The organism is Pseudomonas sp. TTU2014-080ASC (assembly GCF_001446935.1).
Classification (GTDB): domain Bacteria; phylum Pseudomonadota; class Gammaproteobacteria; order Pseudomonadales; family Pseudomonadaceae; genus Aquipseudomonas.
Genome location: NZ_LKKK01000001.1, coordinates 1,143,613 through 1,157,286 on the forward strand (window position 1 = coordinate 1,143,613; position 13,674 = coordinate 1,157,286).

Genomic DNA, 13,674 nt, shown 5'->3' on the forward strand with positions numbered 1-13,674 from the left:
ACACTATCTTAAGGTGCGGCGTTCAAGTTAGGGATTTTGCCGTTGACTGTTGCTTGAACACAACGGTCAGTGTTGTTGAATGGAGCTGGCTGCAGACGGCCACCATTGGAGCGAGCAACATAAATATTCGCACTAGAGGTTACCTGAGTAGCTGGCGGAGTTGTGCACTCCGGAGCTGGTGTAGCTGGATCGTTGTCGCATGGCGTAAGTTCAGTACGCTCTTTGGTTCGACCTGCAGTATGGCAAGCCGCAACCTGGATAACGTTTGCAGTACCTTCACAGTTGAATGCCATCAATACGTTGTTCGATGCAGTCAGCTGCACATCATCAGCCAATAAACCACATGTCAAAACAGTAACACGACCGTCTGCAGGAAGTTCAGTTGGCGCCGCGGAAATACCGGCAGTCAACGCCAGGGATGCAATTGCTACTGCAGCTTTAAATGTAGTTTTCATAGCAACCTCCAATTAACGTTGAGCAGAAGTCAGAGCAGTAATAGCGTTCTTGGCATCAGCCAGAGCAGTCGAATCATTCGCTTTAGCGCGATAATCATTGAACTGCGGAATAGCAATTGCAGCCAAAATACCAATGATCGCAATAACGATCATCAGCTCGATCAGGGTAAAACCTTTTTGCTTCTTGAGAGACTTCATCGTCTAGCTCCTGTTGTGGTTAGTCACAGACAGATACTTACCTGCACAGCCTGTGCCAATCCATCAGAAACCCCATATAAAGCCCCAAACTATGCTCAGAACGCAGTATCTATAAATGCCGAAGCAATACCCGACTGTTTTAGTCATGCTTCACTGAACTCATCCCATCCATTTTCAAACTGGTCATGAAGTGACAATTTGCGTCACCCCACATAACAGCTCTTGGGCAAATGCATGAATTACGCTATAAGGCACGCATAACTATTAGCCACAGCACTACACAATCATGAGCGAAGCCCCCAACCTCACCGGCTTGGCCCGGCAACTGGTCAACGCTGAACTGTTGACTGAAAGTGTCGCGGCGCAGGCTCAAGCCCAGGCATTGCGTAACAAAATTCCCCTTGTTACCTATCTGGTGCAAAACAAGATCACCACCGGTAAGGCCGTTGCAGATATCGCCTCCGAACAGTTCGGCGTGCCTTATTGCGACCTCAGCGCCATTGATAAAGAGGCGCAGCCAAAGGAGCTGGTCAGCGAAAAGCTGGTGCGACAGCACCGCATTATTCCGCTGTTCCGTCGTGGTAATAAGCTGTTTATCGGCGTCTCCGACCCCACCAACCACCAAGCAGTAACCGATGTTCAGTTCTCCACCGGACTGACCACCGAAGCGTTGCTGGTTGAAGATGACAAACTGAATGACGCTATCGAGCGTTTCTTCGACTCCGCCAACAGCGGAATGGAAGACCTAGCTGATGTTGACCTTGATGGCATTGATGTCGAGGCCATGGATGAAGACAGCTCTGACAACAACGAAGGCAATGCCGCCGACGACGCCCCAGTGGTGCGCTTTGTTAACAAGATGCTCTTGGACGCCATTAAGAAAGGCTCATCTGACCTGCACTTTGAGCCCTACGAAAAGAACTACCGCGTCCGCTTCCGTACTGACGGCATTCTGCAAGAAATCGCCCGTCCGCCAATTCAGTTGGCACCTCGAATTTCCGCCCGCTTGAAGGTAATGGCAGGCTTGGATATCTCTGAGCGTCGTAAGCCACAGGATGGGCGGATCAAGATGCGCCTATCTAAAAGCAAGTCCATCGACTTTCGCGTAAGCACCTGCCCAACCTTGTGGGGCGAGAAAATCGTAATGCGGATTCTGGACTCCGCCAGTGCACAAATGGGTATTGATGCGCTGGGTTATGAAGAGGATCAGAAAGAGCTGTACCTCACCGCACTGAAGCAACCACAAGGCATGATCTTGGTTACCGGCCCAACGGGCTCCGGCAAAACCGTTTCGCTGTACACCGGCCTGAATATCCTCAATACAGTCGACGTCAATATTTCCACCGCGGAAGACCCGGTAGAAATTAACCTTGAAGGGATTAACCAGGTCAACGTCAACCCGAAACAGGGCATGGACTTTACCGCAGCGCTCAAGGCCTTCCTGCGCCAAGATCCGGACATCATCATGGTCGGCGAGATCCGCGACTTAGATACCGCGTCGATTGCAGTTAAAGCGGCCCAGACCGGCCACATGGTGATGTCGACCCTGCACACCAATAGTGCGGCGGAAACACTCACCCGCTTGCGTAATATGGGCGTGCCCTCGTTCAATATCGCCACCTCGGTGAACCTGATCATCGCCCAGCGTTTGGCGCGCAAGCTGTGCAGCCACTGCAAGAAAGAAGTAACCGTACCACGCGAGACCCTGCTGGAAGAGGGCTTCCCAGCGGACAAAGTAGACAGCATCAAACTCTACGGCCCTGTGGGTTGCGAGAACTGCAACCACGGCTATAAAGGCCGGGTGGGTATTTACGAGGTGGTGAAAAACACCCCTGCCTTGCAACGCATCATTATGGAGGAAGGCAACTCCATCGATATCTCCATCCAGATGCGTAAAGACGGCTTTAACGATCTACGTACTTCCGCGTTACTGAAAGCAATGCAAGGCATTACCAGCCTTGAAGAAGTCAACCGAGTAACCAAGGATTAACCCATGGCGGACAAGGCGTTAAAACTCAGTGTTTTCACGTGGGAAGGTATCGACAAGAAGGGCGGCAAGATCAAGGGGGAGATGTCGGGACAATCCCCAGCTCTTATCAAAGCCCAGCTACGCAAGCAGGGCATTAACCCACTTAAGGTAAAGAAAAAGCCTGGCTCACTGTTTAGTACTGGCAAGAAAATCAAACCGATGGACATTGCCCTGTTTACCCGGCAAATGGCCACTATGATGAAGGCTGGCGTACCGCTGCTGCAGGCCTTTGACATTATTGGTGAAGGTTTTGAGAACCCCAATATGCGCAACCTGATTAACGACATAAAACAGGAAGTCGCTGCCGGTAACAGCTTCGCCGCATCCCTGCGTACCAAACCTCAGTACTTTGATGACCTGTACTGCAACCTGGTGGATTCAGGTGAGCAATCCGGTGCCTTGGAAACCCTGTTGGACCGGATCGCAACCTATAAAGAAAAGACCGAGGCACTGAAAGCCAAGATCAAAAAAGCCATGACCTACCCGATGGCGGTCATTGTAGTGGCAATTATTGTGACAGCTATTTTGCTGATCAAAGTAGTGCCACAGTTCGAGGCGGTGTTCCAAGGCTTTGGCGCAGAATTACCTGCGTTTACTCAGGTGGTTGTGGATATGTCCCGCAGCCTGCAAGATCAATGGTACATCTACCTAGGCGTGATCATCGCAGTAGTAGTTGGATTCAAGGAAAGCCATAAACGCTCTCAACGATTTAGAGACTTTATGGACCGAACCTTGCTTAAGGCCCCTATTTTTGGCGACATCCTCTACAAATCGGTAGTTGCGCGTTTCGCTCGCACCCTATCCACCACATTCTCAGCAGGCGTACCACTAGTCGATGGCTTGCAGTCAGTGGAGGGAGCAGCCGGTAACGTGGTGTTCCGCGAGGCGGTTGCGAAAATCCGCAATGATGTATCCTCCGGCACACAGCTCAACTTCTCCATGCGCACCACTGGCGTATTTCCCTCCATGGCCGTACAGATGACAGCTATTGGTGAGGAGTCCGGCTCCCTGGATGAGATGCTGGATAAGACCGCCGAATATTACGAAGCGGAAGTTGATAACGCCGTGGATAACCTGACAGCCCTAATGGAGCCGATGATTATGGCGGTGCTGGGCGTGCTGGTCGGTGGCCTGATCATTGCCATGTACCTGCCGATCTTCCAGCTTGGCTCGGTGGTTGGTTAATTCATGATTGTTGATCTTCTGGCCAGCGAACCGCTGGCCTTTATTTTGTGTGCGCTCGTTCTCGGCCTGCTCATCGGCAGTTTTCTTAATGTGCTGGTCTACCGCTTGCCCAAAATGATGGAGCGAGAATGGCGAGCCCAAGCCCGCGAAGCTCTGGAGTTGCCGGAAGAGTCCGCAGGCGAAACCTTTAACTTAGTCCTGCCCAACTCCCGCTGCCCTCATTGCGCCCACGAAATCAAACCGTGGGAAAACATTCCGCTGATCAGCTATCTGTTCTTACGTGGCAAATGCTCCAGTTGCAAAACCCATATCAGCCTGCGCTATCCGCTGGTGGAGCTGACTTGCGGCCTGCTGTCTGCCTACGTCGCCTGGCATTTCGGCTTCAGCTGGCAGACCGGTGCTTTCCTGCTACTGACCTGGGGCCTGCTGGCGATGAGCCTGATCGATGTGGATCACCATCTGCTGCCAGACTCGCTGGTGTTGCCGCTGTTGTGGCTGGGGCTCATCGTCAATTACTTGGGCTTGTTCACCAGTCTTGAAAGTGCGTTGTGGGGTGCAATTGCCGGCTATCTCAGCCTGTGGTCAGTGTACTGGCTGTTCAAACTGGTGACCGGAAAAGAAGGCATGGGCTACGGCGACTTCAAACTGCTTGCCATGCTCGGTGCCTGGGGCGGCTGGCAGGTATTACCACTGACGATTTTGCTGTCGTCGTTGGTCGGCGCTGTATTGGGTATGATCATGCTCAAACTGCGCAACCAGGACAGCAGCACGCCAATTCCCTTCGGCCCCTATCTGGCCATTGCCGGATTTATCGCCTTGCTCTGGGGCGAGCAGATTACCTCCGGCTATCTGCAACTAATCCGATTCTGACTTGCGCCCTTTGGCGGCCTGCATCGGCCGCCCTGCCCTATCAACACCAAGCCTTAGTGTTCCGCTCGGCGCAGTGGCTGAACTACAATCGCGTCTTTGTGATTAAGCTGGAGCATCGTGCTCGCATGAAACCCTGGATTCTTGGCCTGACTGGCGGAATAGGCAGCGGCAAAAGTGCCGTGGCTCAGCAATTTATCGAACTGGGTGTACATGCTGTAGATGCCGACCATGCGGCACGCTGGGTGGTTGAGCCTGGCAAACCTGCACTGACAAAAATTGTCGAGCACTTTGGCGAAGCAATCCTACTTCCCGACGGTTATCTGAACCGCCCCGCCCTGCGAGCCCGCATCTTCAGTAACCCCGAAGAGCGCCGCTGGCTTGAAGCTCTGCTGCATCCGCTTATCAATCAGGAAATTCAGCAGTCACTGGCCAGCGCCCAGTCGCCCTATGCCATTCTCGTTTCACCACTGCTGGTTGAATCCGGACAGCGACTGATGACCCAGCGCCTGCTGGTCGTGGATGCACCGGAAGCCCTGCAGATTGAGCGCACGGTGGCCCGCGATCAAACTAGCAGCGAGCAAGTAGAGGCTATCCTCAAAGCCCAAGCAAAGCGGGAAGAGCGCCTGCGCCATGCCCATGATGTTCTGGTCAACGACCGCGACCTGAGCTGGCTGAACGACGAAGTGCAGCGCCTGCACGCCTTTTATCTGACTCTCCGCGGAGGCAAAGAAGCATGAGCAACCCAACCCTCGTCACCTGTCCGACCTGTGGCGCACCGGTTGAATGGGGCCCACAAAGCCCTAGCCGCCCGTTTTGCAGCGAGCGTTGCAAGCTGATTGATCTGGGAGCCTGGGCCGCAGAGGAGCACGCAATTCCCGGAAACCCGCTGGAAGATGACGTCTTCTCAGAAGAGCAGCCTCCACGCCAAACACATTAACCGGAAACAGCGGGTAGGCGACCCTTCAGCCGCCACCCGCGCTTAAGGCCGCATAAAACTGTAGTCGCGGTCATCGTCCAGATTGTCCGCCATAAACCTCAGCTCTGAGGCCAAGTCTGCAATTTCTCTGTGTGTTTTGCTGCACTCAACCGCGGCACTTAGCAATGCACGTAACGCCATACCCTCATCCAGTCCCTGCATCTGAGCCGCGCGAAGGCTCTGCTCAAGTTCCTGCCGCGCCCATGTATACACACCCATAGCTTTCTCCCTGTTAAACACAGGCCGAGCATGTATCGCCCAAGGCTAAGTGGCTTGATCTGTATCAAAGCGTACGACGCTATCGCCCTGATGAAGCACAGGCCATCAGCCCGGATGATCGTCTTTCCAGGGCGCTGCGAGATACCGGGGTTTGTTAAAGGTCTCCAGCCAATCCGGGTAGAAGACCACCAGCGCGGTAACAATCATGCCGTTGATAAAGGCTTCCGGGAAAATTACCAGCCACAGGTAGCCGATAAAATCCTCAAGCCAGGGCGGCATAGGAAATAATCCATCTGCCAGCAAGATGCCCAAAGCAACAAAAATGCAGATCAGCGTCGCCAGCGCAGAAGCAAAAAAACCGCTGCAAAAGATGTAGACGAATAGATTACGCGGCTGCTTCTTCTCAACCCAAAGTGCACACGCCTCGGTTACCAGCACAGGGATCGCCACCAGCAGCAGCCCATTAATCCCAAGCGCAGCCAGGTCCTGTTTGCCAAGCAGGGTCAGCCCAAGCTGAGTCACCAGTCCCACCAGAATGGCCAGCGGCCAGTCCAGCAACAGCGTCACCGCGGTCATCCCGACAAAGTGAAATGACAACCCGGAATCAAAATCTCGCCGCACCAGCCACAACACAAACAGCGCCAGCGCCGTGCCACCCAGCAAGTGCTGACGCCGGATATCCGTGCATAACTCAACCCACGGTGCCCGCCAGATTGCCCAGCCGACTAACGGCAGATACAGCATCCAGCCGAGCATTTGCGAAGTTCCGGACAGTACGTTGGCGGCAATCATCAGACACTTCCAGAAGCTAAACAGTCATCACGACTGACCAAGATGGGTTAGCAGGCACGGCAGTTTACGAGTGCGCGCCTCGCTTGGCGATTGGCATATTGTCACTCAGCCAGGGCACACTACACAGCGCTGCGCCATGCAGGTAGTCTGCGCCTCATGAACGAATCCGAATATCTGAGCCTACTCACAGCACAGGCAGAGCAAGCCAACGACTTTCTCTCCAACGCGCGCAAATGGGAGCGCGAGCGTTGGGTGTGCCTGCACCTGCTGCAAGCGTTGAATGTGTCATTCAGCTTGGATGAGTTCAGAGCGCCTGATAAGGAACCGCCCGACGTTATCTTTCGTGATGCGAACTTCGAGGTGTTTTTCGTTCTGGACGAAGGCCGTCGGCTAAATGACGAATGGCGCGCCGAGCTGGAACGGCGGCGCAAGGCTTTCAGCCTCCGTGAGCTTGTACGCCGCGAACAAAAACCGCGCCGCATCAGCGCACGCCAGCTGCAGGAAAAATTGGCCCCGACCTTGATGAAAAAGGCCCGCAACTATCAGGAACGCCACCTGGATGTAGGCCAGCTGGATATGGTCGCCTACGCCGATCTCAAGCGCTCGGTGCCGGACTTCAACAGCCACTTCCCTGCCCCCAGCGAATACTTGAGACTAGGTTGGCGCTCACTCTCACTGGTCGGGCCGAACTATGCCCGCGTCCTCTTTGCCAACACCTCAGCTCCCGAGTTCCTGCGCAGTAACCTGGGCCGCACCATCCTCTTCGATATCGGCATTGGCCTATAGCCAACCGAACAGCGCACAAGTTTTCGCCTGCCGCAATGAGCCCGCGCTTTGACTAAGGACTGTTGTGACAACAAGTTCCATGCAGTTTTCCCGCCTTAGAACGCAGTATTACTGCAAATTGACTATAACTATTGCAGACCAAAGACTAACCCTGATGTCCGTAAGCGCATTGGCCTGTCCAACCAGTGGCGGCTAGAATGGCCGCATTACGGACCAAGATCAGCCCTGATCAACAGCCCTGTTGCTTAACCAGCCGAGGTAAGCATGTCCAGCCGCCTGAATCCTGAAGACCTGCAACGTGTCGAACAGTATCTCAGCGCTCCCCAGCATCAGGTACAACGTCAGCCGTTCAAAGTCTGGCGACTCTTATCAGTCATCCTGTTTGTGGTCATTGCCCTCGGTCTGCTTAGCCGGCTAATTGCATGGTTGGTTCTATGAGCAGCCATTCGCTCACACGGTACGCCCCGCTTTTGAATTTCCATTACCTTGCGAGCACATCCCATGAGCCACAAAATCGTAATCGTCGGCGGTGGCGCCGGCGGCCTGGAGTTAGCTACCCGTCTGGGTAAGACACTGGGCAAGCGCAACAAAGCCTCGATCACCTTGGTCGACGCCAACCTGACCCATATCTGGAAGCCACTGCTGCACGAAGTAGCCGCAGGCTCTTTGAACTCCAACGTCGACGAACTGAACTACGTGGCACAGGCCAAGTGGAATCACTTCGAATTCCAGCTGGGCCGCCTCTGCGGCTTGGATCGCAGCAGCAAGCGCATTCAGCTGGAAGCCACCCTGGACGAGAATGGCCTGGAGCTGATGCCTGCCCGCGAGCTGAGCTACGACACCCTGGTGATTGCGGTTGGCAGCACTACAAATGACTTCGGCACCGCCGGTGCAGCAGAGCACTGCCTGTTCCTCGATACCCGCGAGCAGGCCGAACGCTTCCATCGGCAACTGCTGAATCACTACCTGCGCGCCCACGCCGAGGAAGACGCCTCCAACGAGCGAATCAGCGTTGCTATTGTTGGTGCCGGGGCAACAGGTGTGGAGTTGGCTGCCGAGCTCAACCACGCGGCTCGCGAACTTGCCGCCTACGGCCTGAACAAGATCAGCCCGGAGAATATGCACATCACCCTGATCGAAGCAGGCCCCCGCGTGCTGCCAGCCCTGCCTGAACGGATCAGCAAACCCGTGCACAAAACCCTAGAGAAGCTTGGCGTGACAGTTCTGACCGGCGCAGCCGTCAGCCAGGTAACCGCGGATGCCTTGCACACCAAAGATGGCAAGATTATCCCTGCCAGCCTCAAGGTCTGGGCCGCGGGCATTCGTGCGCCACAGTTCCTCAACCAACTTGGCGGCCTGGAAAGCAACCGCATCAATCAGCTGCTGGTGCGCCAAACCCTGCAGACCACACAAGACGATGATATCTACGCACTAGGCGACTGCGCCGCCTGCCCAATGCCTGGCACGGATGGTCGCAACGTCCCACCGCGCGCCCAGGCCGCTCACCAACAAGCCACACTGATTGCCAAATCTTTGAAGGCACGCCTGGAAGGTAAAACCACGCTGCCGGTCTATCAGTACCGCGATTACGGATCACTGATTTCCCTGTCTACCTTCTCCGCCGTGGGTAATTTGATGGGGAATCTGGCCGGCAAACTGGGCGGCAGCGTCATGCTCGAAGGCTGGCTGGCGCGGATGTTCTATGTGTCGCTGTACCGGATGCATCAAATCGCCCTGTACGGCACCACCCGCACCCTGTTGATGATGCTTGGTGATCGCATTGGCCGCAGCACAGAACCCCGTCTGAAACTGCACTAAAGCACCGGGGCAGGTAGATAAGCTTATCCACCTGCCCTATTTCTCAGTTCAATAACGTAGCGAAAGCAGCTTTAAGCGAGACTCAATAGTTTGATAAAAATCACAGGCAATAAAAAACCCGCTCTAGGCGGGTTTTTTACTTTCAAGCAAGCTTGAAATGGTGGGTCGTGTAGGACTCGAACCTACGACCAATTGGTTAAAAGCCAACTGCTCTACCAACTGAGCTAACGACCCTAAAATGGTCGGGGTAGGGGGATTCGAACTCCCGACATCCTGCTCCCAAAGCAGGCGCGCTACCGGACTGCGCTATACCCCGAAAGAAAGTTGGCTCCGCGACCTGGACTCGAACCAGGGACCCAATGATTAACAGTCATTTGCTCTACCGACTGAGCTATCGCGGAACTTTGTAACTTTCGCCTCTCAGCAGAACCGTTTGTTTGTAACGTTTGCTGCGTTGAGGCGCGCCATTTTACGGTTATTCGAACCAGTGTCAACCCCCTAAATTGCTTTTAGAACAATTATTTGCAGAACAGGGCCGACTTTTTATCTCTGATGGGGCGAAGAGCCATCCAAGCCCCGTATTTCGGGAATTCGCACGCCATCTCCATTCCTCTTCTCACAACCCAAATCGGGAAAAAACAGGGAAGACATCATCCGAAATGGCGAAAATTTTTTCGCTGAAATGAAAATTTTTTCGTCGCACCCGCAAAAAATAGCTTGGTGTTCAATGAATTGGATATGCACGGCGACAAAAAGGCTAACCGACATACAGGGACATCGTGCTCCCCGGACTCCGCCTGTAGATATTCCAGGCTACGGGGCAACTCTATAGACAGGAAACAAAAAGCCCCAGTCAGACAATGCTGAGCCGGGGCTTGGAGGGAAACGTCCTCAGATCGTTAGGCAAAGACGATCTCGTCGCCTTCAACAGTACCTTTGACGGTAGCGCCTGGAACGAACTTACCGGCCAAGATCTGTTGCGCCAGTGGGTTCTCGATCCAGCGCTGCACAGCTCGCTTCAACGGACGCGCGCCGTATACCGGGTCGTAACCTACTGCGATCAGCTTATCCATCGCCTCATCAGTCAACTCCAGAGCCAACTCACGCTCGGCCAAGCGCTGACGCAGGCGGCTGAGCTGAATCTTCGCAATGCCAGCAATCTGATCGCGGGCCAGCGGTTCGAAGATCACCACTTCGTCGATCCGGTTGATGAACTCCGGTCGGAAGTGACTGCTGACTGCATCCATTACCGCTGCGCGTTGTGCTTCGCGGTCATCGACCAGCTCCTGGATCTGTGCTGAGCCCAAGTTAGAGGTCATCACCACCACAGTGTTCTTGAAGTCCACCGTACGGCCCTGACTATCGGTCAGACGGCCATCTTCCAGCACTTGCAGCAGCACGTTGAACACATCCGGGTGCGCCTTCTCCACTTCATCCATAAGAATGACGGAGTAAGGCTTGCGGCGCACCGCTTCAGTCAGGTAACCGCCCTCTTCATAGCCGACATATCCGGGCGGCGCACCAATCAGGCGAGCCACCGAGTGTTTCTCCATAAACTCGGACATATCAATGCGCACCAGCGCCTCTTCAGTATCAAAGAGGAACTCAGCCAACGCCTTGCACAGCTCAGTTTTACCCACGCCGGTTGGACCTAAGAAGAGGAACGAGCCGCTCGGACGATTCGGGTCAGACAGCCCTGCACGGGAACGGCGCACTGCGTTGGCTACGGCCACCACCGCTTCGTTCTGGCCGATCACACGCTGATGCAGCAAGCCTTCCATATTCAGCAGCTTTTCACGCTCGCCTTCCATCATTTTGCTGACAGGAATTCCCGTCCACTTGGAAACGACTTCGGCGATTTCCTCTTCAGTGACCTTATTGCGCAGCAGCTGGTTCTCCGGTTTGCCGTGCTGATCCACCATCTGCAAGCTACGCTCCAGATCCGGGATGATGCCGTATTGCAACTCGGCCATGCGGCTCAGGTCACCCTTACGACGGGCATTTTCCAGCTCTGTGCGGGCCTGTTCGATTTTCTGCTGAATCTGAGCGGAGCCTTGTAGCTCAGCCTTCTCAGACTTCCAGATTTCTTCCAGGTCGGCGTACTCACGCTCCAGACGCTCAATGTCTTCATTGAGTTTTTCCAGGCGCTTAATGGTCGCCTCGTCGTCCTCTTTCTTCAGCGCTTGTGCTTCCACTTTCAGCTGAATCAGACGGCGCTCCAGGCGATCCAGCTCTTCCGGCTTGGAGTCGATTTCCATGCGGATGCGGCTGGCGGCTTCGTCGATCAGGTCGATGGCTTTGTCCGGCAGCTGGCGGTCAGTGATGTAACGGTGCGACAACTTCGCCGCAGCGATAATCGCGCCATCGGTAATAGCCACTTTGTGGTGCACTTCGTAGCGTTCTTTCAGGCCACGCAGGATGGCGATGGTGTCTTCTTCGCTAGGCTCGTCCACCAGGACTTTCTGGAAGCGGCGCTCAAGGGCGGCATCTTTCTCGATGTACTGACGATATTCGTCCAGCGTGGTAGCGCCAACGCAGTGCAACTCACCACGAGCCAGCGATGGCTTGAGCATGTTGCCTGCATCCATCGCGCCCTCGCCTTTACCGGCGCCGACCATGGTGTGCAGCTCGTCGATAAACAGGATGATGCGGCCTTCCTGCTTAGACAGTTCATTGAGGACCGCCTTCAGGCGCTCTTCAAACTCACCCCGGAATTTGGCACCGGCAATCAGTGCGCCCATATCAAGGGAGAGCAGGCGCTTGTCTTTCAGGCTGTCCGGCACCTCACCATTGATAATGCGCTGGGCCAGGCCTTCGGCAATCGCAGTCTTACCCACGCCAGGCTCACCGATCAGCACGGGGTTGTTTTTGGTACGGCGCTGCAGAACCTGAATGGTACGGCGGATTTCATCGTCACGGCCGATCACCGGATCGAGCTTGCCCTCTTCGGCACGCTTGGTCAGGTCGACGGTGTACTTATCCAGCGCCTGACGGCTTTCTTCGGCGTTCGGATCGTTTACCGCTTCGCCGCCACGCAGGTTGTTAACTGCGTTTTCCAGCGCCTTGCGGCTTACACCCTGAGCCAAAAGCAGTTTGCCCAAGCGGGTGTTTTCGTCCATGGCAGCCAGCAGCACCAGCTCACTGGAGATGAATTGGTCACCTTTCTGTTGAGAAAGGCGGTCCGCTTGATTAAGCAGGCGCGCCAAGTCTTGGGACAAGTTAACGTCCCCAGACGGATTTTGCAGTTTTCCCAGCTGATCCAGCTCTTTGCTCAATGACTGGCGCAAGGCATTTACATCAAAACCGACCTGCATCAGCAGCGGTCGGATCGAACCGCCCTGTTGATCCAGCAGGGCCTGCATCAAGTGCAGAGGCTCAATGGCAGAGTGATCCATGCCCACGGCTAAAGATTGGGCATCTGAGAGGGCAAGCTGTAACTTGCTGGTTAAACGGTCAATACGCATAAAAAATCATCCCTCCGGGTGTATGCAGGCCGGCACAGTGAATCGCGCCATAAACAGAAAACCTGCTTGATACAGAGTAGATGAGGCCGTTTGTGTAGGTTTCAAGGCGGGCGTTATTGATCTGGATCAGCTACCCGCCTTTCGGCTTCAAGCCACTTAACCAGCCAGCCAGATCAGACTGGCAAAACGCCCGGTTTGCGCAGAACGTCGGTAGGAATAGAAGCGCGGGTCATTAAAGGTACACAAACCACCGCCATAAACAGCTTCAACACCGCAAGCTGCCAGGCGAATGCGGGCCAGCTGATAGATGTCTGCCATAAATTTGCCCGTATTATGGCTGGGGGCAAACGCTGCCTGCGCTTGCTCGTGCTGGGCGACAAAGGCATCCCGAACCTCTGCACCCACTTCGAAAGCCTCGGGACCAATGGCAGGGCCAAGCCAAACTAATACGTTCTCAGCCGGCACGGCTAAGGCATCCAGAGTCGCCTCGAGCACACCGCCAGCAAGCCCACGCCAGCCCGCATGGGCAGCTGCCACGCGCGTACCGGCGCGATCACAGAACAGGACTGGCAAGCAATCAGCCGTCATCACTGTGCAGGCAATACCCGCCGTAGCACTCCAACTGGCGTCGGCCTCATCCACTTGCCATGGATTGGCCTCCACCACTTGCGTACCGTGCACCTGCTGCAACCACGCGGGTTTACAACCCAGCATGCTGAGCAGACGCTCACGGTTCTTGCGCACACTGACCGGATCATCACCAACGTGATCCCCCAGATTGAGCCCTTCATAGGGGGCAACGCTAACGCCGCCACTGCGCGTAGTGACACAGCTTTTGACTCGTCCGGGGGCGGGCCATTGGGGCGTTAGCCAGTCATGCAT

General features: G+C 55.0%; 14 protein-coding genes and 3 tRNA genes. 8 read left to right on the forward strand and 9 right to left on the reverse strand.

The features are described from left to right. Positions 1–8: 8 nt before the first annotated feature. Positions 9–455 carry a hypothetical protein gene (locus AO726_RS05190; protein ID WP_058066968.1) on the reverse strand — a complete coding sequence of 149 codons (447 nt, stop codon included), beginning with the start codon at positions 453–455 and terminating at the stop codon, positions 9–11. A gap of 12 nt (positions 456–467) precedes the next feature. Then, the gene (locus tag AO726_RS21495; RefSeq protein ID WP_058066969.1) at positions 468–653 is read right to left on the reverse strand and encodes a prepilin-type N-terminal cleavage/methylation domain-containing protein; all 186 of its coding nucleotides are present in this window, start codon (positions 651–653) and stop codon (positions 468–470) included. 286 nt (positions 654–939) lie between these two features. Between AO726_RS21495 and pilB the strand changes: the two genes are divergently transcribed. From pilB to yacG, 5 genes are all read left to right on the forward strand, one after another. Further along, positions 940–2,643 (forward strand): type IV-A pilus assembly ATPase PilB, encoded by a 1,704-nt coding sequence (gene pilB / locus AO726_RS05200; RefSeq protein ID WP_058066970.1) that lies wholly within the window; start codon positions 940–942, stop codon positions 2,641–2,643. Between the two features lie 3 nt (positions 2,644–2,646). Continuing rightward, a complete protein-coding gene (locus AO726_RS05205; protein ID WP_058066971.1) occupies positions 2,647–3,867 on the forward strand; it encodes a type II secretion system F family protein in 1,221 nt (406 codons plus the stop codon). 3 nt (positions 3,868–3,870) lie between these two features. Further along, positions 3,871–4,737, forward strand: a complete 867-nt coding sequence (locus AO726_RS05210; protein ID WP_058066972.1) for a prepilin peptidase — start codon at positions 3,871–3,873, stop codon at positions 4,735–4,737. A gap of 125 nt (positions 4,738–4,862) precedes the next feature. Next, the gene (gene coaE, locus AO726_RS05215) at positions 4,863–5,474 is read left to right on the forward strand and encodes a dephospho-CoA kinase (RefSeq protein WP_058067103.1); all 612 of its coding nucleotides are present in this window, start codon (positions 4,863–4,865) and stop codon (positions 5,472–5,474) included. Next, the gene (gene yacG / locus AO726_RS05220) at positions 5,471–5,674 is read left to right on the forward strand and encodes a DNA gyrase inhibitor YacG (RefSeq protein ID WP_058066973.1); all 204 of its coding nucleotides are present in this window, start codon (positions 5,471–5,473) and stop codon (positions 5,672–5,674) included. Before coaE ends, yacG begins: the two co-directional genes overlap by 4 nt. A gap of 42 nt (positions 5,675–5,716) precedes the next feature. Here the strand turns inward: yacG and AO726_RS05225 are convergent, their stop codons facing one another. Both AO726_RS05225 and AO726_RS05230 read right to left on the reverse strand, forming a co-directional pair. Next, positions 5,717–5,932, reverse strand: coding sequence for a hypothetical protein (locus AO726_RS05225; protein WP_058066974.1), 216 nt, complete (start codon positions 5,930–5,932; stop codon positions 5,717–5,719). Positions 5,933–6,037: 105 nt separating this feature from the next. Further along, a complete protein-coding gene (locus tag AO726_RS05230) occupies positions 6,038–6,724 on the reverse strand; it encodes an energy-coupling factor ABC transporter permease (protein ID WP_058066975.1) in 687 nt (228 codons plus the stop codon). Between the two features lie 156 nt (positions 6,725–6,880). Here AO726_RS05230 and AO726_RS05235 point away from each other — a divergent pair, with 156 nt between their 5' ends. The 3 genes from AO726_RS05235 to AO726_RS05245 all read left to right on the forward strand — a co-directional run bounded on the left by AO726_RS05235 (position 6,881) and on the right by AO726_RS05245 (position 9,328). Continuing rightward, on the forward strand, positions 6,881–7,510 hold the full coding sequence (locus AO726_RS05235) for a DUF1780 domain-containing protein (RefSeq protein WP_058066976.1): 630 nt from the start codon (positions 6,881–6,883) through the stop codon (positions 7,508–7,510). Between the two features lie 264 nt (positions 7,511–7,774). Beyond that, positions 7,775–7,948, forward strand: coding sequence for a DUF3094 family protein (locus AO726_RS05240; RefSeq protein ID WP_058066977.1), 174 nt, complete (start codon positions 7,775–7,777; stop codon positions 7,946–7,948). A gap of 63 nt (positions 7,949–8,011) precedes the next feature. Further along, positions 8,012–9,328: an NAD(P)/FAD-dependent oxidoreductase gene (locus AO726_RS05245; protein WP_058066978.1), complete on the forward strand. Its 1,317-nt coding sequence runs from the start codon at positions 8,012–8,014 to the stop codon at positions 9,326–9,328. A 158-nt stretch (positions 9,329–9,486) separates the two neighbouring features. On the opposite strand, the gene AO726_RS05250 is transcribed toward AO726_RS05245, so the two are convergent. The 5 genes from AO726_RS05250 to pgeF form a co-directional block, all read right to left on the reverse strand. Further along, a tRNA-Lys gene (locus AO726_RS05250) sits at positions 9,487–9,562 on the reverse strand. A 5-nt stretch (positions 9,563–9,567) separates the two neighbouring features. After that, a tRNA-Pro gene (locus tag AO726_RS05255) sits at positions 9,568–9,644 on the reverse strand. Positions 9,645–9,653: 9 nt separating this feature from the next. Next, positions 9,654–9,729, reverse strand: a tRNA-Asn gene (locus tag AO726_RS05260). Positions 9,730–10,227: 498 nt separating this feature from the next. Continuing rightward, positions 10,228–12,792 (reverse strand): ATP-dependent chaperone ClpB, encoded by a 2,565-nt coding sequence (gene clpB, locus AO726_RS05265; protein WP_058066979.1) that lies wholly within the window; start codon positions 12,790–12,792, stop codon positions 10,228–10,230. A 156-nt stretch (positions 12,793–12,948) separates the two neighbouring features. Then, a complete protein-coding gene (gene pgeF / locus AO726_RS05270) occupies positions 12,949–13,674 on the reverse strand; it encodes a peptidoglycan editing factor PgeF (RefSeq protein ID WP_058066980.1) in 726 nt (241 codons plus the stop codon).